The organism is Blautia sp. ZXY-1-B12, assembly GCF_056339915.1.
Window position 1 is genome coordinate 1 of sequence record NZ_JBWJVP010000249.1, and the last position, 19,915, is coordinate 19,915.

Sequence of the window (19,915 nt, forward strand, 5' to 3'; positions counted from 1 at the left end):
GTAATAAACGGGCTTTCCTTTCAGATACAGGCATCAGCCGGCATCCGTTCAGCCCTACCACGAACACACTCATGGCTGGTCCCTCCTTATGTTATTATGGCAGGTACGCAAAAGTCCTGCCCTCCCACAGGGGAGTGTTCACCCTTCGACAATGTTCCGGATACTTCCTGCACCAGGTCGGTATCTTCTTCTCCGGGAAGACATCCGTTGCCTGAACCCTGTGCCGGCTTGGGTACCACCGGGTCGGGTATTGATATCCGGGACGTAGCACTAATGGTATCCTTCACAGCATGGAAGCTGTAAGTTCCGTTGCGCTTAGTCTAGTCAGCATGCCCTTTCAGGTACTACAGATAACTGATCCATACATTTCTGCATGCTCGGTTATTCTATAGCCGAGAAGCTGACTTGCTGATGACATTTATTCAAAAATGAAATAGACTCTTTATTTAGAATATTTGCTGTTTTTTCAAATGCCTTTGGGTTTTGTAGAAAAATATCAATAGCACATTTCTGAGTATCCACATCAGCAAATAAGTCTTTTATGATTGCGCTTTTTACTTTTTCGGCAATTTCGGTATTTTTCATAGATTTCACATCTTTCATATATTGGTTGCACAGAAAGTTTTGTTTTTATACAATTACATAGATTCCTAAACAGACATCCTACAAGATATTCTGTAATATCCTGAGCCTTTCAACTCGGTTTAAAATCTGTTCCTTTAATTCTTCCACATTGTCAGTCCGGTATTTTAATCCAGCCGCGGAGATATGTCCTCCACCGCCAAAAGGCTGAAGCAGTTCATTTACATTGATCCATTTACCATCAGATCGGAAGGAGCATCTCCAGCCGTTTTCCTCTTCTTCATACATGGTAAATCCGAGTTCAATATCATCACAGTCACGCAGGATCGTGCTGATACAATGGATGTCTTCATAAGAGATATCTTTTTCAGCAATTTCTTTCTGTCCCATAATGACATAGGCAACTTTACCGTCCATCGCACGGACTGCGCTGCGGAGGATATCTGCTCTTTTGTATAGTGTGTCCAGAGTATCAGAGTTCATGGTTTTCATGATCCTGCCGTGATTAACTCCCATGGACATTAGGTTCGACATGACCTGGAAAATCTCCGGGTTTGCTCTTGCCAGTCCTCCGGTATCGTGCAGGATGCCAAGGTATATGTAATCCGCGGCATTAGGATATGCTTCTTTTTCAGCAGCCTTTTGAAGAAGTTTAGATGAAAGCATGTGGTATACATTTTCGGCACATGCCTCGGAGACTTTTGTCCAGTTTACATCTCCGTATCCTTCGTTGGAGGCATGATGATCAACGGCAATGCTGGCCGTGGCACTTTGGTAATATTCCCGTCCGATCATGCGTTCCAGCGTTGCGTTGTCGCAGACTATGACACAATAAGGTTTTCCCAACACATCCGGTTTCTCAAATGGAGTAAACACCTTGTCTTCCACGACCATCTTTTTCGGACCGCGTTCCAGTGTTCGGGCAAGATATGGAAATACCCTGTATTGCGGATAATTGGAATGGATATAATGAGCAAGCCCCATCACTGAACCTGCTGCATCACCGTCCGGGTTCAGATGCCCCAGGAGCACTATAGTATCTAGGTTATGCTCCTGCATGATCCGGATAAATATTTGATCAAAACTAAACTCTGTCATTTGTTACCTCCCAAAATGTTTTCTTAACAGATTACTCTCTTGTCTTCATATTCGAGGATCTTGTAGGCGTGTTTGTCATCCCATGCAATCCCGCGATTATAGATAACTCCGTCCTCTTCGCGTCTGACCATCAGATGATCCTCTGTTCCGTACTTCTCAAATACCACATTTTCTTTTAATGTGCCATCCGGATTTACAAAGTAATCGAAACGATCCTCAATAAGAACATAATACATTCCCAGACATACGATCCGGTTGAGCTCATGTAGATGGTATAGTTTATCCAGAATCCTCGTGTCGCTTTCTGTCAGCCGATCAAAGGTATCGATAGCATGCTCTCTGGATACATTTAATTTTGCCTTAAGGATTTCGAAGTGCCGGAGGGTACGAGCATATTCCTTCCCCCATTCGGAGTCATCAGCAGATTCTGTTTTGTCGTCATACGAAATGAGCAGATGATTCTGTTTATTGATCACGTAGATCTTCTCATCCTCGGGTTTATTCAGGTATTTCTGGATCCGTTTGATCAATTCCTTTGCAGTTTCTACATAGTATTCATATTCCGAGGATTCGAAAAAATCCTGTTTCATACTTTCCGGGATCGGAAACTCTTCCTCGTATTCATCCTCCTCTTCTCCGGTGTAATCCGGATATACTTCATGGAGATATTTTTCGGCAAGTTCTTCCTTAAATCTAATCTGTCTGTTTTTGATTTCTCCTTCGTTTTCATTAAAGCTGAAAAGAAATTCATCTTCCCCCATATGTTTGCTTTCTGTCAGGGAAATACAGAACAGGTTGTTATAGTTCTGCGGAGAGATAAGCCAGAACATCTTTTCGTCCTGTGCAGTACGCCTGATCAACTCTACTTCTTTCAGAAATCTGTTTTCGATTCTCGCTTTCATGATGTATTCCTCTCTTTTCGTTTTTACAAACATTCTGACTCAAAGTCATTGAAATCCAGGTATTTTGTTTTTTTAATTTTATCATAATTTTTCAAACCTGTCTCATGTTTGGATGAAATTATCATACAGTCAAAAAACGCAAAATGATTTTGGTACGAAAGTTATAAAAAACCCAGATGAATTATCTTCATCTGAGTTTCTTGTCATACAGTCTTTAACCCTCATGTCCCTGGGTTTCCATGATATATTCTTTTCCATCAATTGTGATAATTGTACATACATGGCCAAAGCAATACGCAGAACCAAAATGATAGTAAACATCACCGTAGCCTTTCTCGTAGTCATACTGTAGTCCTACGAAACGGTATCTTGCAGGAAGTCCAAGATCTCTGGCGGCAAACAGAAGAGTCTCTGCTCCTGCGTTACACATTATCCCATCGGTTGTGTAGGTGTAATTATTATAGATATATTCTTTAATAGCTGTTAATTTTTCCATTACAGACATATCGTCTGTCCAAGCGTTGCGCTCAATAGTATCGATCCATTGTCTATCTTTTACAGCATTTTTATTTGTGGTGATTACCGATACCTGACAGGTTCGAAGCAGCGTGTTTTTGTAGTAGACGCTGATTGGAAAAGTACCAGTTTGCAGCTGATTATAGATCTCTACTCTATGTTCATAATACATTCCGGGTTCATAAGATGTTCTTATATATGCAATCATGTGTTTCCAATCTGATACATAGTAATCAGATTCGTATTCCGTCCCAGAAATCAAATGCAGGTTTGGGGTTTCGGGGGAACAAAGCTGCTGTGCCGTTCCGTTTGCAATTTCATATGTAATGTCTGTCGGGACAATCGTGGATTTTGGTATTACAGAAAGACACTCCATTCTGTCTCTTACCGATGTTGTCTTGGGAAAATACTTCATATCAAAGGTAACACCTTGGACTGTTACTATATCTTCTGAAGGAGTTGGTGTTGGAGTCGGAGCAACTGGTATATTGATTGCAATTCCCTTCTTATTGTAAGAACCCCATTTTTTAGAAGAACGGTTATAAGCTCTCACTGTGTAAACATATTTACTTCCGCTTACAAGTGGATTCTTAGTACTGGAATTATGTGTATAGCTGGTTCTTCCTGCGCCCACAGTTGCAATTCCCTTCCATGACTTGGCACCTGCCTGTTTATAATAAATTCTGTAGTTTGTAGCATTTTTGGTCTTTTTCCAATAAACAGTTACATTGCTGATTCCAGCTAATCTAACATGAGAGACAGTTACCTTACCGGGAGTTTTTACTCCTGCAGCCTGCGCTGATACAGACATTGCAAGGAGCATCAGAATAGTAAGGATAGTTAAAAAAAGAGTACATCTTAAACGATTTTTTTTCATACTTTTTCTTCTTTCGCTTTTATGATTTTAAAGCCAGATATATCCCGTTTCGTTACCGTTGATCACAAAATATGCCTTGTTCTCTTCCGGCTTGATGTAGACCTTAACATCTTTGAAGTCTTTCTCTTTTCGGCCCATTTCGCCAGTCCAGAGATTCTTGATATTTTCTAATACGTTTTTTGTGCTAAGTTCCTTTCCGAGATACTGAATATATACCTCCGCTTCTTTCTTAGCAGTTCTTCGTACCTTTTTTTCGACAACTTCTGTTGAAGCTTCTTCAATCTTTTCAGCCGGCTTTTCTTCTGTAACAGTCTTTTTGGTCGTTTTCTTTGTAGCAGTCGTCTTAGGTGCCTTTTTCTGTTCGGTATCCGCAGCCTTCTTTCTCGGTCTTCCGATTGGCTTTTTGACCGGTTTTTCGACAGTTTCTTTTTTGGTTCCCGTAACCTCATCTTTTGTTACTGTTTCTTTTGCAGGAGCCTCGGATGTCTTCACAGTAGATGTCTTTTCTGCGGTTGTTGTTTTTCTCATAATAGTAGCCTCCTTATATTTGCAGTTGTCCGGTTCCGCAGTTGGAAGAAACGGGCAGCTTATGGAAACAGGATACTACAAATCTTCTGTTTTGGCAATGTCTGGTGGATATTATTGAACAGTAACAGGTTTTTTACAGTCTGCCATTTTTTGAGTGTAACTTTTTTCAGGAAGTTACGGGACATAATTGTCAACTCATCCTTGAAAATACTTATGGGATAGCATATTTTTATCTGTCTTGCCAATAATTATTGCTTCGGTATTGTATTGATATTTTTTCGTGTTAAGCTACTATAACTATTATTCGATAATTTAGTTGAACTTGTAACTTTATACTTATTCTTCATATAAGAATCAAATTTACTTTTTGTCACTTTTTTATTGCCAATATAATACGCCGGGACGTTACTGTTATATACCGAAGATTTTATTATTTTTGCTACCGTCCGATCGTATTTGCCGTTCATAACGCAATAATTATAAGTTTCTTCTTTCCATGAATGTACATTGACAAATATATTTTTTCCGCCACTTATTTTAAAGATTTCCTCATGTTTTCCAGCCTGGAAACAAACTATTTCTCCGCCATAATATTTATAAGCAAGATATTGATATGGATTTTCTGAAGTCTTTAGCAATAATTCTGGTATTCCATCTCCAATATTCAGATCCACAATACTGAACCGGATATTTTTTACATCAATATTACTGATCCATTTCTCTGTCCATGTAGTCTGATCAATGTTGTATGCCTCAAGAACTTTTAATTTATGCTGTGATAAGACCGTATTCAGATAACTTTTATATGCCTGCAACGCAGTGATTCTTTCAGGCGGATAAACTATAGGATCCGCTTCGTACTTAAATTTTACTGGTTTAGTAAATGCAGAAATAAGCTTTCTTGAATTCGTTCGATAGCAATATCTTAATTTGTAATAATAACTCTTTCCATCTTGCACCAATTTATCAACATATTTTCCGTCTTGTATATTTACAGTTTTAATTTTTTTGTAAGTTCCCTTTTCAGACACGGATTTGTAAATTTCTATACTAAGATAGCATTCTTTCATCTTCTTCCAATTAATCAAAATACCTTTTGCGTCATCTGAAATATTCCATGTTCCAATTTTCTTTTCCAGTTCCGGTATTACTTTGTATGTCACTTCGTGAGAATATTTACTTGTATCATATACCCAAAAATATGTGAATCCATACACAGGATTTAATTTGACTTTTATTTTCCATGTCTTGGATTTATTATCATATTTCCATTTGTCCGGCAATTTCATTGTATGTATTTTTTCTGATATCTCTCCATAATATCGAAGTTTTGAGATCGACGGTTTATTTTTCATTGAAATTTCCAGATAAATATCCAGATAATAATCGCAAAATACCTCCCCTGTCTTTTTTGACCAGGCCTTAGGCTTCGTGTCCTGGCTAAATTCCTGTTCATACTTCGCACCACCATCCCGGGCATAAGTATTTACAGGCCCAAACAGAATACCTGCAAAAAACACCAGCATCCCAAACATTAAAATATGTCTGTAAAGTTCTTTTTTCATAAAATATTACCTTCCTTCTTATTAATATTCTTCATGCGGTCTGACACCAATGTGGTCAACTTAAGCAAGATGATCTGTTCATTTTTTATCTGTTCCCGAAACAACTCCTGAATAATCCACCTGTATCAGTTTTGCATTTGAACTATTTGCAACTTTAAGTTTTCGGCAAATGCCTTTTATAATCCTTCCATCTTCTTCATATGAATCAAGAGTTACAGCAATAACTTTCTTATTATCACTATCAACCAGCGTCCTGAGAATTCCATTTATATGCTCATCATCAACGCCAAATCCAAACCTAACTACAGCGATTGCATCAGATTGTTTCCACTTTTTATAAGTATCTACATATTGACACGATTTTTGTTTCTCTTCCGTCATAGCAATGATTCCTTGTTGTGTTTTGATATTTTTAATTATACACTTGCAAATTACAAATAACAATACATAATGTCGATTGATTTTGTAAAAACGGCTATATTATTTAAAATTGTTTGACAATAATCTTAAAAAAACAGTCGCAATATTCGATAATACCATTGACAGCGAAAAATATGAGAATTATAATAATGTCAAACAATACAATTTATGCCGTAAATGCAAACTTTCCGCAGAGTCAGTATGTACGTTTGGAAGGAGGAAGGAAATTGGATTCAAAAATACATAACATTCATACCGACGCATTTGATGCATCTGAATTAAGAGAACAGAATACTTTGGGGAAGAAGATCGCACAGTCACGTATCTCTTCCGGAATGAGCCAGAAGGAACTGGCAGGGAAACTGGCATCTTATAATATTTCCATCTCCCCTGCTTCGATCAGTAAATGGGAAAAGGGGGAAGCACTTCCCAATCCATACCAACTTCTGGCTCTGAGCCATATTTTCGGGATCAATGATATGCTGGAGTATTTTACCGGATGCAACCCGGAACCACAGGACTACACTCCGGAACTGAGCCAGAAGGGATTGAATATTCTGCAGATGTTTAAGGAAACCCTGATTGCTTCTGGGAAATACGCCCCACATACCCGCCGCAGTATGCCAGTTACAATCCCGGTAAAGGTGTTCATGACTCCCGCGGCAGCTGGAAGCGGGTCCTTCTTAAACGGTGAGGACTATGAAATGATTGACTTTAACCCGGATAATGTCCCGGAAGGAACAGATTTTGGCATCCGTGTTTCCGGTGACAGTATGCTTCCGCGGTATGTATCCGGACAGATTGTATTTGTAGAACAGTGTAAGGAACTGTATCCGGGTGAGATCGGTGTATTTGTATATAATGGAAACGCATATATCAAACAGTATCAGGAAACAATACAAAAAGATACCTACCCTTCCGTTACCCTATTTTCCCTTAACCGTGATCTGGCAGACTGTGATGTCCATGTAAAGCCGGACGATGATCTGTTCATTGTAGGCCGCGTATTAAGCTGATTTATTGAGGAGTGGATACGAATGAAGAAAAATAGTGAAAAAGTATACGTTAAGGTGACTTCCGAGTTTGACTCTACAGGATATATGCAGCCCACTTCCATTACCTGGTCGGACGGACGCACTTTTCCAATTGAACAGGTGCGGGATTACAGCCCGGCCGGAACTGCGGATTTCCGCGGAGACTGCTTCACAGTCCTGATCAATGGTCAGGAAAAGCATCTGTTTTTTGAGCGTATCGATCCGCGGTTTGCCGGAAGGATCGGCCGCTGGTTTGTAGAGACAGCATAAGGAGGGAAGCAATTTGAGGATATACCTTGCGATCGACCTGAAAAGTTATTATGCCTCCGCGGAATGTGCTGCCAGACATCTTAACCCTTTGACCACAAACCTGGTCGTGGCAGATTCCAGCAGGACGGAGAAAACCATCTGTCTGGCAGTTTCCCCATCCCTGAAAGCATACGGGATCCCGGGAAGAGCCAGGCTGTTTGAGGTTGTGCAGAAAGTACGTGAAGTCAATGTGGAAAGGCTGAACAATGCGGTAAGATTAAAGAAAGCGTTGATAAAGGACGGAAAGCCCAGCTTATCTTCCACTTCCTATGATTCCCTTGCTATTGCAGCAGATCCGTCATTAAAAGTAGGCTATCTGGTCGCCCCTCCGCGGATGCAGTATTATGAGAAACTGTCCCGGCAGATCTATGGGATCTACCTGAAGTTTGTGGCTGCGGAGGATATCGTGGTATACAGTATAGATGAGGTGTTTATCGATGTGACTTCCTACCTCTCCCATTATAAGATGACCGCACATGACCTTGCAAAGACCATGATCCGGGAAGTCTTGTATGCGACCGGGATCACTGCTACTGCCGGGATCGGAACAAACCTGTATCTGGCAAAGCTGGCAATGGACATCGTGGCGAAACATACGGAGCCGGACCAGGACGGGGTGCGTATCGCAGAGCTTGACGAGGACTCTTTCCGTTATCTGCTTTGGGATCACAAGCCTCTCACAGATTTCTGGCAGACCGGTCCGGGAACAGTGAGAAGATTAAATAAGATAGGGATCCATACCATGGGTGAGCTGGCACAGTACAGCACACATTCCCAGGACTATCTCTACCAGGTGTTTGGAATTGATGCAGAGATCCTTATCGACCATGCATGGGGACTGGAGCCATGTGGGATCAAAGAGATAAAAAGCTATAAGCCTTCCATGAACAGCATCTCGGAAGGCCAGGTACTCTCCTGCCCTTATGAATATAGCAAAGCCCGGATCATCGTTATGGAGATGACGGACAGTCTGGTACTCCAGCTTACAGACAAACACCTTGTGACGGACAGCATAACGCTGGATGTGGGATATGACAGGGAAAACTGTGACAAGGGTATCTATAAAGGCCCGGTGCACATTGACCACTATGGCAGGGCTGTCCCCAAAGGGGCCCATGGTTCTATAAAACTGGACAATCCTACAAATCTTGGAAGCATCCTGATCTCTTCCGCCACAGCACTGTTTGACCGGATCACAGACCAAAACCTTACTATCCGCAGGATCACTTTATCTGCAAACCGGGTTGTGCAGGATGATGGTTTCTTCCAGGTCGACCTTTTTTACAGACACGAAGAAATTAGAGAAAGAAAAACAGCTTCAGGAAGCGATGCTGGGGATCAAGAAAAAGTTCGGAAAAAATGCAGTCCTGCGCGGGACCAACTATTTAGACGGGGCTACCATGCGGGAGCGCAATGAGCAGATTGGCGGACACAAAGCGAAATAAATGAGGAGCGAAATCTGGAGGTAAGGTTATGGATTACAAAAATACTGTGGAAGGCAAAGCGGTTCAGAAAAAATACAGAGACATCCTATATTCATCCCGTCCAGAAATTCCTCCGGGACATACAAGGATGGACATCAACAACAGGGCAAAGATCTTCTCTCCTTTTGCGGCTCTCCGCGGATACGAGGAAGAGATCCGCTCTGAAGGCCGGGACCATCTGAAAGGCAGCAGGATTGAGTTATCCGATGAGGAGCAGGGAAAATTATCGGAACAGTTACAGAAAGTAACAAAAGGAATGCGGGTTATCATTCGGTATTTTAAGGAAGGTTTTTATGAAGACATTGAAGGAGTGGTTCTTCGCATTGATCCCATTGAGCAGGTAGTTTATCTGCAGGCCGCGGAGGTTGGGGCTTTGGAGAAGGATATTCCTATAGAGATCGCGTTTGGGGATATCCTGCAGATTCGGGTCACAGAATATTAAGAATTGGATTGCTGCAAGCTGCTGGTTCAGGTATACTATAGTCAAAAAGAAGGAGGATTATTATGTACCAAAGACAAAAGAAAAATGCGCGATATTATATTATCAAGCATTTTGTTTATCTGTTCATTTTCTGCTGCATCATATGGTTTCTTCCATCGAGACCGCAGGCAGCAACAAATGTGACCAGAAAAACCATGTACATCGGGGATTCATATACCTTAAAGATCAACGGCAAGATCAGAGATGGAAACTGGACTTCTTCCAATCCACGTATAGCATCTGTGACCGGAAAGGGAAGAATACGGGCAAAGTCCAATGGAAGGACAACGATCACCGCACAGATAGGGAAGAAAAAATACCACTGTGTCATCACCGTTCGTATTCCGGTACAGGCGATCATTCCCAATGAAGGATGGGTGGATATCTGACGGCCCAAAGAAAAAGTTTAAACTGAAAGCGACCTTATATCCGCAGAACGCCTATAACAAAAAATTAACTTTTAAGTCATCTGATGAATCTATCGCAATTGTATCCAAGAACGGGACCATTACAGCTTTGAGCAATGGGACCTGTAAGATCAAGATCACTGCGGCAGACAGAAACAAGTTGAGCCGTTATTGTTATGTATGTGTGACTGGATGTACAACGCCTGTTATCCAAAAAAGTGATTACAAATATGAAGTATATCTTCTGGACGGTCTTGATAAGGACGACTGGTATGCTGAATATAGCAGAGTCATTTACATTAAAACAGATAATCCTGATATCAATTCCCTTGACTGGAAAACCTCAAATGGAGTATACAAATATGTGGAGGGGGTCCGAAGATTTGCAGATGTCAATTATCTCGAGATCCGTGACGATCTGGAAGTTGCAAGAGTTGATGGCGGATATATCATGAGCATTGGTTTCAGTGATCCAGGATCGGGAGATACTTTATTTGGCACATGTAAAGGGAAAAATTATATTAATCTGATGGAAAATTCAAAATGTGTTGCATCTATTCCCTGTAAAATAAAGGAATATGAAACAGAGTACAAAAAAGCAGTCAAGGAAATCGTACGGCAGTCCTCAGCTGCAGGCATGAATCCGTTTGAACGCATGCAGGCTGCTGTAGATTACATCGAAAAGAAACATCCACGATATCTTGCAAATGACGGAACTTATCTCTATACTTTTGCCGCGGAGCCGAGTAATGAATTATGGTTCAAAAGCTGGCGGTTTGATTCCCTTACAACCCCAACAATCCTGTGTTCCATAGCCAAAGAGATCGGTGGTTTCGACAAGATCAGCAACCTTTATTACGACGGGAACTGGAGCGAACACTGGTATGCCCGTGTGACTATTGGGAACCAGTCAAAAGATTACACGTTTTGTCCGGACGTGAGTACCGGAGATATTGGAGAAATCCAGAAAATAAATTTCATGGATACTTCCAAAATGACAAAAATCTATTAACCAAACAAAGGGCAGAAACAGCATTAAAACTGTTTCTGCCCTGCTTTTATAAATCTATATTGTCCATTTTTGTATTACCACTCTTACGGTAGATTTTCATATATTTACCGTTTGTATCCAGAGTGCTCCGATTCCACCTGGCATTATGAGTCTGTTTTACTTTCAATTTGACATATCCTTTGTATAATTTTAATGTTCCGGTACCAGAATTTCCCCATGTATCGTTCCACTTAAAAGAAACCGTGTTTCCCTTACGTTTTGCGGTAATAGGAGCAGTCGCATAGATAGGCGAACCGTTTATTCCCAGTTTTTCGAGCTGAAGCCGGACTTTTGTACTGGTAACCTTATTTACAATGACGGAATAGCTTGGCTTGATGGTGACTGACATATTGCTTGAAACAGACCATGTTTTTGTGTAGGTCCCGGTGTATTTACCGGAAGCAGCCTGAGTGGGCTGGTAAAGTGTAACAGTGATCATAATAGCCAGCATCAAGAATAGTAATCTGGAAAACCTTTTTCTCTTCATAGTGATCAAATTCCTCCTTTATGTTTATAAACATATTGTACTACTGGATTTATATGGAAACAAGGACGAAATACGGATTTGGAAGCTTTAAAAACCTTGACCAGGGCGAATATGAAATCACAGAAATAAAAACCAAACAGGAATGGGTCTTATGAAGAAAAAATTAAGGTAACGCTTCCATTTACCGTGCGTTTTCCAATTCTCTCTTAATCCATGTCATGATCACATCGATAAGATACTCCTGCTGCACCTGACTCAAGTCCCGGCCGGGTTGCATCTTGTGCCATTTGCGGATGCATTCCCGGCAGCAGGTCGCAGTGGCATGCTGTGCGATGAATACGCGGATGTCCGCGCATGGGTGTCTGCTTCCCATCATTGGGGATATATGCAGGAGCCTCCCGTTTTGCAATGAAATCCTCTGCGTGTTTCCGGATTGTATCCAGTCCTTTTTCATAAATATAATCAATATCATTCTGCTTAAGATGAAACCTGCTTCGAAACCTGGAGTTTCCAGAGTCTCTCGAACAGCTGCTTATACCATTCTTCCTTTGTCATAAAAACTCACCGCTTTATATTATGAAAACAGACTCTGCTGTTCATATTCCGTCTGTTGGTTAAGCAGAGTCGGTGTCTGGTGCAGAAGTACAGGCATTTTGCTATTATCAAACCAGTCTGCGATTTGCTCCTTTTCCAAGATCAAAGGCATACGATCATGGATTTTTTTCATGGAATTATTCGCTGTGGTAGTCAGGATCACAAATCTTCGTTCATTCTCAAACCAGTCACAGAACCCTGCCATGTACAGCACAGAAGAATCTGGTCTGGTAAAGATACTCTTTTCTTTCAGGGAATTCCATTCGTAGAAACCATCTGCCGGAATCAACAGCCGGTGATATAAGATTCCGTTCTGAAAAGAAGGTTTATCCATGACGGTTTCCACCCTTGCATTGATGACCGGATTTTTGCCTTTTGACAGGGGATATCCCCATCTGCATATACCCAGTTCCAGTCCGTGTTCTGACTGTCCAATGACTGGTGCGACATCGGTCGGACGGATATCTCCTTGTACCAGCCGGATCCTCCCATCTATGTTCTGTACCACTCTGGAAATATCTTCCGTCATACCGGGATCAATGTAATATCTGCTACACATAGTTCTCTCCTATTTAAGAATTTTTCTTATCTGTATATCCGCGGCTTCTGGATAAAGCTGCTTCATATGATCAACAATTTTTTTCCAGGATGTCCGCGGATCTTCCTTATAGCAGGAAGTGACATAGTCATATCCGTAAATGTGTTCCGGAGAAGAATACACCGCCACATCCCAGCCGTACTCCACGCCTTTTTGATTGATCCTTTTCCGAAAGTCGCAGTTACACAGATATGTCTGCATCATAAGGCTGATAATGGCTCCGTCAAATCCCTTTTCGCCATCTTTTCCAAATCCAGCCAATTTTTTCAATTCGTAGGAGTAGATTTCTGCATCATTTTCCATAAAATGATCCATAATCTTTTTGAGCTTGATCGATGCTTTTTCATCCTCAAACAGAGCATCAAAATCATAGCCGTCCCTGCGGTAGTTGGCAAATACCGGCAGCCATTTTTTGGAAATAAACCCGGCTTTTTTTGCAAAGAATTTTCCGTAAAGAATATCATGTCTTTTTGCAATGGCAATCCTCCATCTCCACGGATCCCTCTCCAGATCATCAGACCACCAGTATTCTGCCACTGTCCGTTCCTCCAGAGAAAATCCCGGAATTTCATTCTTGAAAAGAGGAAGAAAACCAACCCGGTTGATATATTCGACCGCTTCATCCACATCGTGGATGCATTTTGGATTATCCCATGTTACTCCATGAATGATCCATTCTCCTGCTTCGTTTCCCATGGCTTTATCCTTTCTGTATTTTGCTGTCTTAAGTATACCATATATTAACAGAGTAAGACAAAGATATATATTTTTTTTATCGAAAAAAATTGATGACATTTTTAACAGTGCTTTTTTTAAACAGCTTGAATTTCTGATGTTTAAGAGTATAACATTAAGAGATATAGTATTTGTAAATACACACAGGAGGGAAAAGCATGAAAAAAGTATTAAAACAGATTTTAACAGTCTCGCTGATTTTTATTATGGTTTTATCAGCAGTTCCAGTCCAGGCCAGAACACCAGAGTATTTTGGTGGCAAAAAAACCGTCACTCTATATACTGGAAAGACAATAAAAAATTCTGCAATAAAACACTTCTTTACATCTGCTGAGTTAGGTTTTTTTGATAAATCAGGTAGAAAAGTAAATTCCATAAGTAGTAGTAATCCGTCTGTTGCCGATGTATCGTTCGATTACTCCTTTATAAATGTTATCCCCAAAAAGACAGGAAAGACTGTTATTACTGCAAAAAGCGGCAACAAAACTCGCAAATGTAATCTTGTTGTAAGAAAATATACCAATCCGGTTGTATCTGTAAAAATCGGAAAATCAACTATCGCTGGAAGACATTTTAATACAGAGGCTTACCGGGTAATACCTTATTCAAAATTTGCCAATAAAAAAGCAAAAGTTACATTCAATTTAAAAAACGGATGGCATGTAAAGAAACATTGCATGTGGTATTTTGAAAAAGGCTGGGCTAAATCTGAAGACGTAGGTGATTGACCGACGGACAACTCTACGAGTTGGCCGCGGCTTCTTCGCGAGGTAAAAAACGCCTCGCAGGACTAACACTATCCCTCTATCCCCTGTGACGGGGATTACCTGGCTTACGCTGCCTTATCTTCTGATCCTTCCTGTCCGGTCTTTTCCTCCGGCTTCCAGATATATTTGGTGTCTCCCCAGAGTTCCCGGTAAAACGTACGCAGTTCCTTTCTTTCCCTGTAACGGACCCGGCTTGATCTTCCTTCCTTATGGAAACGGCAGGGCCTTTTCTTAGGAGCCTTTGCTTCCTTATACAGATCCTTATATCCAACAGACATAGTTGTAGTGTACAGGTAAGAGAGGTCATTGAGACCGGCAAAGGCATCCGGATACTCCTTGCGGATGATATTCCCTGCCCCGTTGATATCCGCATTGATCAGGATCCCGTCTCCGGAACGGTACAGCCCGCGTTTCACTCTCCTGCCGGAAAACGTGTATCCTCCTGTATTCCCTTTGGAATAGACAGGGATCTCATCCATGTCAAGCAGGCTGGCCTGGGAAGTGTAGCTTTCCTCGGTCAGGACAACCGCAATACCGCATTTTGTGGCAACAGATGTCAGGGCAGTAATGAATTTTGTATAAGGGATGGACACAAAGTTCTGGTTCGTGCTGTCCAGAAGGGAGATCCCATGCTTCTGTCCTTTATTGTGCCCCATGACGATCACTTCCACCCCTGCTGCCTGGGCATACCGGCAGACATACCATGCGCATTTATAGAAATAGTCCCGGAGAAAGTTTTCCCTCTTCCGGCTCAGTATATTGAGCTGTTCGCTGTATTTAACGGACTTCGTACTGTCCTTCCCTTTGGTGAGAGAGGAGATCAGGGCGGCCCGTTTCTTGTTGAACCGCTGGTTGGCGGACTTAATGGCACCGCCGCGGATCACAAACGGGACCCCTCCGAAATTGTTTGCTGCTGCCAGGAAGTTCCCCATACCAGGGTCCAGCCCCAGGATCCGCTTCGGGGACTCCGGAGGCTCCTCTGCTTTTATCTTATCATCAAAGGTGACCAGGATACGGTAGTATCCATATACCGGCTTGATCTCCGTTTTTACATACTTCATCCCCTTATACAGGGAGGTGCTTCCGATACATACCCGTTCCTTTAGGTTTACAAACATGAGCCAGTACTTTCCGTCCTCCTCCTGCAGTTTTGCCGTCTGGGAGGAGAACCATGCGGTACTTTCCGTATTTTTGAGATATCCGGGGATCTTTGGTTTATCATTGTGCAGGGGATCTTCCCGATACTTCTTCTGCAGTTCAAAATACCCGGTCCAGGCAGAGACTACCTTACGAATGGCATTCTGGTTGACCTGGCTGTTCATACGCTTATAGACCGGGTTATCCGTAAACTTGAAGATGGCATCCAGTACACCGTAAGAAAGGAACCATTTCTCCCTGGTCGGATACCGGAACGGTTCCTGAAGGGTCAGCTTATAAGCACGGACGGCACACTGCATTCCTCCAGCCTTTGCAGACCTGAGGTCCCGCAGGATCCTTGCCATCTGTTTCGGTCCGATATCTTCGTTTGCTTTCTGGATACCCGTGAAAACGTAGTGAAGGACTTCTGTCTCCAGGTGCGTGCGTTCTTCCGGAGATTTCTTTAACCCGGTCATGGTATTCCTGATATAGAAATTGGCAGTGTTATACATACATTTGAAATCTGTGGTGTCTGTCTTGAAATACTGACAGACCGCAGCCTCTGTTTTGTTTTTGGCAGGAATGAAATCCATCGCCCATGTACGCATGAGACACGCCTCCTTTCTCATTGAAAACCTTATCAGGTTAATTAGAACATCAGTTCTTTACTATGTTCATAGTATAGCATATATCATGGATAAATGCAAGTTTGATGTGCGTTCAGACGGGATCGGTTAAGGAACATCTTACCGGAAAGGTTATACCGAAAAAGATCCGGGAATACATGGGATCCCGGAGGACAGAATATCACAAGAGGAACTATGAAAAGTCCGGCAGATCTGTAAAAGATGAAAACCGATGCTTACATCCGACGGACAACCTTGTTGGTTGGCCGCGGTTTTACGCATCATTCGATAATGGTTCTATCGTTCCGATCAATGGCAAAGACTTTAAAATTTTTGCTGAGATGGGAATGCTGCGATATATCATGCTCTTTGTGGTATTTATCCGCCTCGTCCAAAGACTTTAGCTGATCTTACCTTCTCCATACTTTTTCATATACTGGCAGGATTTCAGACTTGGGGATTTCCCTTAAGGTCACCATGTTTTGATTTATCACCACGTCGAAAATATGCAGCCTTAAACAAGACATAAGAATCATCAGTAATTGTTTTCACATATCTCTTCCTGTATCTGCATTGTATTCTGCTCTTAATTCATCTCTTCGTGCCTTGGCTTTGTTTCGGTAAGTTTTGTAGCTCATATCGTATTTCATGAAAAGCCACGAGGATAGACTGGATGCCTTGTGGTAATCCTCATTGGGAGAATGAATCCTTGTCATTTTGGATGGACCGGTAACTGAACTATCATAGCGTGTAGTATTCATAAACTTGTTGTGGCCATGTACTCTGCTCATTAGAACCTCCTTTGTATTACGATCGAAATATTTGATATGTTCAGTATAATACTGCGGATCCTCATGTACAATATGAATATTACGGAATCTTAGACATATCCTCCATCAAGGCTGACATCTTCTGCATGTTCTGCTGCTTTAATTCCATGGAAGGATGCACATATCGGTTCAAGGTAATATTTACAGTGGCATGTCCCAGAATCTCACTCAGGCTCTTGATGTCAAAATCAAGCTCTACACAACGTGTGGCAAACGTGTGCCGTAACGAATGAAATTTAACTGGATCCAGACCGCATTTCTGCTGAATCAGGCGGAAATGTTTCTGCATGGTACGTGGTTCCAGATACTTTTCTTGACTGGATGTGAGGACATATCCATGCTGGTCAGGATAGTTTTTCTGGATGTAATCGATCAGTGCATCCGGAAGCGGGATCTTTCTGAGGGAACATTTGCTTTTTGGGGTGGATATTTCGATGTAGGATCTTGGTCCATCCGTAGCATAGTTGCTCAACCGCTGCAAGGTTTTGTGGACATATACGTTCTTTTTCTCCAATGATACATCCTCCCATTTCAGTGCGCAGAGCTCTCCTACTCGGATTCCTGTAAACAGGCACATCAGAATACCGAGATTTCTGTGGGACTTATGTTCAAACAGGTACTTGCACAAAATCCTCTGGTCAGATGCAGAGAGGACGACAAAATCAGGTGCTGTTTTCCGAATGACAATCTCCCTGCCGTTACAGGCTGGCTGATATCCATGGATATAGGCGTAATGAAGGATCCTTCTCATGACAGACATGGTATCGGATACTGTTTTTGAGGACAGTGGCTTTGACCGGGTTTTGGTAGTGGAGAAGAGGTTATCACAGAAAACCTGAAGATCGATGACAGAAATGTCATTGATATCCTTCTGTCCCAGTTCTGGAATAATATAGCTGTAGACCAAGGTATGATATTTGCAGAACGTGGACTTTTTGATCTGCGGTTTTAAAGAATGAAGCCATTCGATGGCAACAGCCTCCGCGGAATCCTTTTTTGGGACATTTTTCTTTAACTTTTCCGGATTCACTCCATCTGCTGCTTCGTCTCTCTTTTTCTTTGCTTCCTCATAGGTAAGAGCGTAGACATATCCATATACAGCTTTTCCGGTCTCCGTCCTTCCCTTGATGTACCTTCCTTCCCAGCGCCCGTCCTTTCTCTGGTAGATGTTTTTTCCTTTTTGTGGCATAATACTAAGTCTCCTTTCGTTTTTTGATATATAAAAAACATCGGAACCATTGTTCCGATGCTCTTTATCGTAAGTTGATCCTGGCGATATAAAGTCTTTAATTGCTTGAGCCTGTCATCTGTCTTTGGGGCATAGGAAATCCTGTCCACTATATTCCAAGTGAAACAGGCAGATTATGTCCACTTCATACTCCAAACGCGGCAGTGCGACGATTTAGATATTCTGCTTTTGTATAATGTCTATTATACGACATTACTGGTGTTGGGGAAAATATGTTCAGGATAAGCTGCCACAAGGATCATTCTGAAAAAGAAATGCTGCGGAGGAGACATCGTTAAAGACGACGGCGGCAGATCCCACATGGAGCACTTGCCAAAAACCTGCTTCCTGAGGATGTGGAGAATACAGAATTTCTGCTTACGGAGCAAACGCCAAAAGTGACTGGAACAGCTCCGTATTCTCATCCAATCGTTTCTTATCTTCTGAAGAAAATTACTGCGGTTGTAGTTACAGAAAAGAAATGATTTTTCATTACTAAAAACAATCCAGTTGTTGGCTGTCAGGAGATCATGCCCTTTCTGTTTCCAGGACTTTCGCCCTTTTCTTTCTGCCAGATCTACCGTCCATTCCATCACAGTGCATACTGATGATGGTAGAGAAATCCAGAGCCATCAAGGCTTTTACCAGGGTTTCTGAAGCGAAAATGGTTCGATCTTTAAGACTCTTGCGTACATATCCCCGACTCTCGCATCATCTCTTGAAGAACTCCAGCGTTTTGGTACCAGAAATTCCTTCGAACTCATTCCTTTTACTCGCATACATTTCCACAGAATGATTCCGACGTCAGATCCTCTTCCAGCCGCAAAGCCACATCAGCCACATATTCTCATCGACGGAAAGAGTTGGCTCCATATGATAAGTGTCATACAAAACAGAAAATGTCTGCGTAAGAGGCACGATATTTGCACCGCATTCCACGATCTTTGTGTTAATGTCATTAAAAATCTGTCTGGCAGTGTCAATACTGACCGCTTCTGCTCAAACAATGAAAACTATAAAACAGCTGTACCAATTTCCTCCGCTGTGCAATATTCCTGCAGTACGCTGTCTGCTGTATATGTATTCTGGTGCCAAAATGAAACCAAAAGATTTAAAAACATCTTTTTCTATTGCTAACTCTTCTGTGTATCCGGCACTGCATACATTTTGGCATAGGTCTGATCTGCCAGTCTTATGATACCGTTTTTGTAGGCTTTCTGATAGGGAATACGGTCCTTCCTCCTACAGCACCTGCTCTTGTGCAGCTGCCTGTTTCTTTGGGTGGAGAAATGCAAATATTCTCATTTACGGTACTCCTTTCCATAATCTTTACTATAAACAAGCAATAACTCCTGTTGTTTTTTTAGCATAAAGGTTTTTTTGATTCTTATACCACAAAAAAGACAGCCGAGCTGTCTTATGCAAAAGAAAACTGTCCGTTTTGCTGCTGGGATACCTGTACAAAAGGAACCCTGTCATGCTGGTACAGATAAGGGCAGTTAGCAGAAACGATCGCCTTACTCATGGATGGCACGACCGCATTCCCAATTTACGCTGCCTCGTAGGGATACGGTGCCACCTGGAATCATGCGAAATATCGTAATCATCCGGGAACCCATTCCCCCGTTTTAATTCCTCCACGGAGAGCATCCGCAGATC

The 19,915-nt window shown here is 41.9% G+C and carries 22 protein-coding genes and 2 pseudogenes; 8 read left to right on the top strand and 16 right to left on the bottom strand.

What is annotated here, in order from left to right; genetic code table 11:
- Positions 1-381: 381 nt before the first annotated feature.
- The 7 genes from AC075L_RS17565 to AC075L_RS17595 form a co-directional block, all read right to left on the bottom strand.
- On the bottom strand, positions 382-585 hold the full coding sequence (locus AC075L_RS17565; RefSeq protein ID WP_476387955.1) for a hypothetical protein: 204 nt from the start codon (positions 583-585) through the stop codon (positions 382-384).
- 78 nt (positions 586-663) lie between these two features.
- Positions 664-1,680 (bottom strand): DHH family phosphoesterase, encoded by a 1,017-nt coding sequence (locus AC075L_RS17570; protein WP_476387956.1) that lies wholly within the window; start codon positions 1,678-1,680, stop codon positions 664-666.
- Between the two features lie 23 nt (positions 1,681-1,703).
- A complete protein-coding gene (locus AC075L_RS17575; protein WP_476387957.1) occupies positions 1,704-2,582 on the bottom strand; it encodes a hypothetical protein in 879 nt (292 codons plus the stop codon).
- 214 nt (positions 2,583-2,796) lie between these two features.
- On the bottom strand, positions 2,797-3,975 hold the full coding sequence (locus AC075L_RS17580) for a fibronectin type III domain-containing protein (protein ID WP_476387958.1): 1,179 nt from the start codon (positions 3,973-3,975) through the stop codon (positions 2,797-2,799).
- 27 nt (positions 3,976-4,002) lie between these two features.
- Positions 4,003-4,503 (bottom strand): DUF6465 family protein, encoded by a 501-nt coding sequence (locus tag AC075L_RS17585; RefSeq protein ID WP_476387959.1) that lies wholly within the window; start codon positions 4,501-4,503, stop codon positions 4,003-4,005.
- 248 nt (positions 4,504-4,751) lie between these two features.
- Entirely contained in the window at positions 4,752-6,068 is a 1,317-nt protein-coding gene (locus tag AC075L_RS17590) for a hypothetical protein (protein WP_476387960.1), read from the bottom strand.
- Positions 6,069-6,146: 78 nt separating this feature from the next.
- Complete coding sequence (locus AC075L_RS17595; protein ID WP_476387961.1) at positions 6,147-6,449, bottom strand: hypothetical protein; 303 nt, start codon at positions 6,447-6,449, stop codon at positions 6,147-6,149.
- Positions 6,450-6,715: 266 nt separating this feature from the next.
- Between AC075L_RS17595 and AC075L_RS17600 the strand changes: the two genes are divergently transcribed.
- From AC075L_RS17600 to AC075L_RS17625, 6 genes and pseudogenes are all read left to right on the top strand, one after another.
- Positions 6,716-7,504 carry a helix-turn-helix domain-containing protein gene (locus AC075L_RS17600; protein WP_476387962.1) on the top strand — a complete coding sequence of 263 codons (789 nt, stop codon included), beginning with the start codon at positions 6,716-6,718 and terminating at the stop codon, positions 7,502-7,504.
- A gap of 21 nt (positions 7,505-7,525) precedes the next feature.
- Complete coding sequence (locus AC075L_RS17605; protein ID WP_118630525.1) at positions 7,526-7,792, top strand: hypothetical protein; 267 nt, start codon at positions 7,526-7,528, stop codon at positions 7,790-7,792.
- 13 nt (positions 7,793-7,805) lie between these two features.
- Positions 7,806-9,276 (top strand): annotated as a pseudogene (locus tag AC075L_RS17610) (Y-family DNA polymerase).
- Between the two features lie 28 nt (positions 9,277-9,304).
- Entirely contained in the window at positions 9,305-9,757 is a 453-nt protein-coding gene (locus tag AC075L_RS17615) for a YolD-like family protein (RefSeq protein ID WP_476387963.1), read from the top strand.
- Positions 9,758-9,819: 62 nt separating this feature from the next.
- Positions 9,820-10,185, top strand: a complete 366-nt coding sequence (locus AC075L_RS17620) for an Ig-like domain-containing protein (protein ID WP_476387964.1) — start codon at positions 9,820-9,822, stop codon at positions 10,183-10,185.
- Complete coding sequence (locus AC075L_RS17625; protein WP_476387965.1) at positions 10,163-11,215, top strand: Ig-like domain-containing protein; 1,053 nt, start codon at positions 10,163-10,165, stop codon at positions 11,213-11,215. Before AC075L_RS17620 ends, AC075L_RS17625 begins: the two co-directional genes overlap by 23 nt.
- Before the next feature lie 46 nt (positions 11,216-11,261).
- Here the strand turns inward: AC075L_RS17625 and AC075L_RS17630 are convergent, their stop codons facing one another.
- The 5 genes and pseudogenes from AC075L_RS17630 to AC075L_RS17650 form a co-directional block, all read right to left on the bottom strand.
- Positions 11,262-11,741 carry a hypothetical protein gene (locus AC075L_RS17630; protein WP_476387966.1) on the bottom strand — a complete coding sequence of 160 codons (480 nt, stop codon included), beginning with the start codon at positions 11,739-11,741 and terminating at the stop codon, positions 11,262-11,264.
- 181 nt (positions 11,742-11,922) lie between these two features.
- A complete protein-coding gene (locus tag AC075L_RS17635; protein ID WP_476387975.1) occupies positions 11,923-12,195 on the bottom strand; it encodes a DUF4186 family protein in 273 nt (90 codons plus the stop codon).
- A pseudogene (locus tag AC075L_RS17640) lies at positions 12,116-12,277 on the bottom strand (DUF4186 family protein); the annotation flags it as partial. The pseudogene AC075L_RS17640 and the gene AC075L_RS17635, both read right to left, overlap by 80 nt.
- A gap of 38 nt (positions 12,278-12,315) precedes the next feature.
- Positions 12,316-12,894, bottom strand: a complete 579-nt coding sequence (locus AC075L_RS17645; RefSeq protein ID WP_476387967.1) for an SOS response-associated peptidase — start codon at positions 12,892-12,894, stop codon at positions 12,316-12,318.
- 9 nt (positions 12,895-12,903) lie between these two features.
- The gene (locus AC075L_RS17650; protein WP_476387968.1) at positions 12,904-13,629 is read right to left on the bottom strand and encodes an AlkZ-related protein; all 726 of its coding nucleotides are present in this window, start codon (positions 13,627-13,629) and stop codon (positions 12,904-12,906) included.
- Between the two features lie 197 nt (positions 13,630-13,826).
- On the opposite strand from AC075L_RS17650, the gene AC075L_RS17655 reads away from it, so the two are divergent.
- Positions 13,827-14,396 carry a hypothetical protein gene (locus tag AC075L_RS17655; RefSeq protein WP_476387969.1) on the top strand — a complete coding sequence of 190 codons (570 nt, stop codon included), beginning with the start codon at positions 13,827-13,829 and terminating at the stop codon, positions 14,394-14,396.
- A 104-nt stretch (positions 14,397-14,500) separates the two neighbouring features.
- On the opposite strand, the gene AC075L_RS17660 is transcribed toward AC075L_RS17655, so the two are convergent.
- The gene (locus AC075L_RS17660) at positions 14,501-16,180 is read right to left on the bottom strand and encodes an RNA-guided endonuclease InsQ/TnpB family protein (protein ID WP_476387970.1); all 1,680 of its coding nucleotides are present in this window, start codon (positions 16,178-16,180) and stop codon (positions 14,501-14,503) included.
- 104 nt (positions 16,181-16,284) lie between these two features.
- On the opposite strand from AC075L_RS17660, the gene AC075L_RS17665 reads away from it, so the two are divergent.
- On the top strand, positions 16,285-16,602 hold the full coding sequence (locus AC075L_RS17665) for a hypothetical protein (RefSeq protein ID WP_476387971.1): 318 nt from the start codon (positions 16,285-16,287) through the stop codon (positions 16,600-16,602).
- A gap of 144 nt (positions 16,603-16,746) precedes the next feature.
- On the opposite strand, the gene AC075L_RS17670 is transcribed toward AC075L_RS17665, so the two are convergent.
- The 3 genes from AC075L_RS17670 to AC075L_RS17680 form a co-directional block, all read right to left on the bottom strand.
- Positions 16,747-16,989, bottom strand: a complete 243-nt coding sequence (locus tag AC075L_RS17670; protein WP_476387972.1) for a hypothetical protein — start codon at positions 16,987-16,989, stop codon at positions 16,747-16,749.
- 79 nt (positions 16,990-17,068) lie between these two features.
- Positions 17,069-18,217, bottom strand: a complete 1,149-nt coding sequence (locus AC075L_RS17675) for a tyrosine-type recombinase/integrase (RefSeq protein ID WP_476387973.1) — start codon at positions 18,215-18,217, stop codon at positions 17,069-17,071.
- A 680-nt stretch (positions 18,218-18,897) separates the two neighbouring features.
- Positions 18,898-19,020: a hypothetical protein gene (locus tag AC075L_RS17680; protein WP_476387974.1), complete on the bottom strand. Its 123-nt coding sequence runs from the start codon at positions 19,018-19,020 to the stop codon at positions 18,898-18,900.
- Between the last annotated feature and the right edge of the window lie 895 nt (positions 19,021-19,915).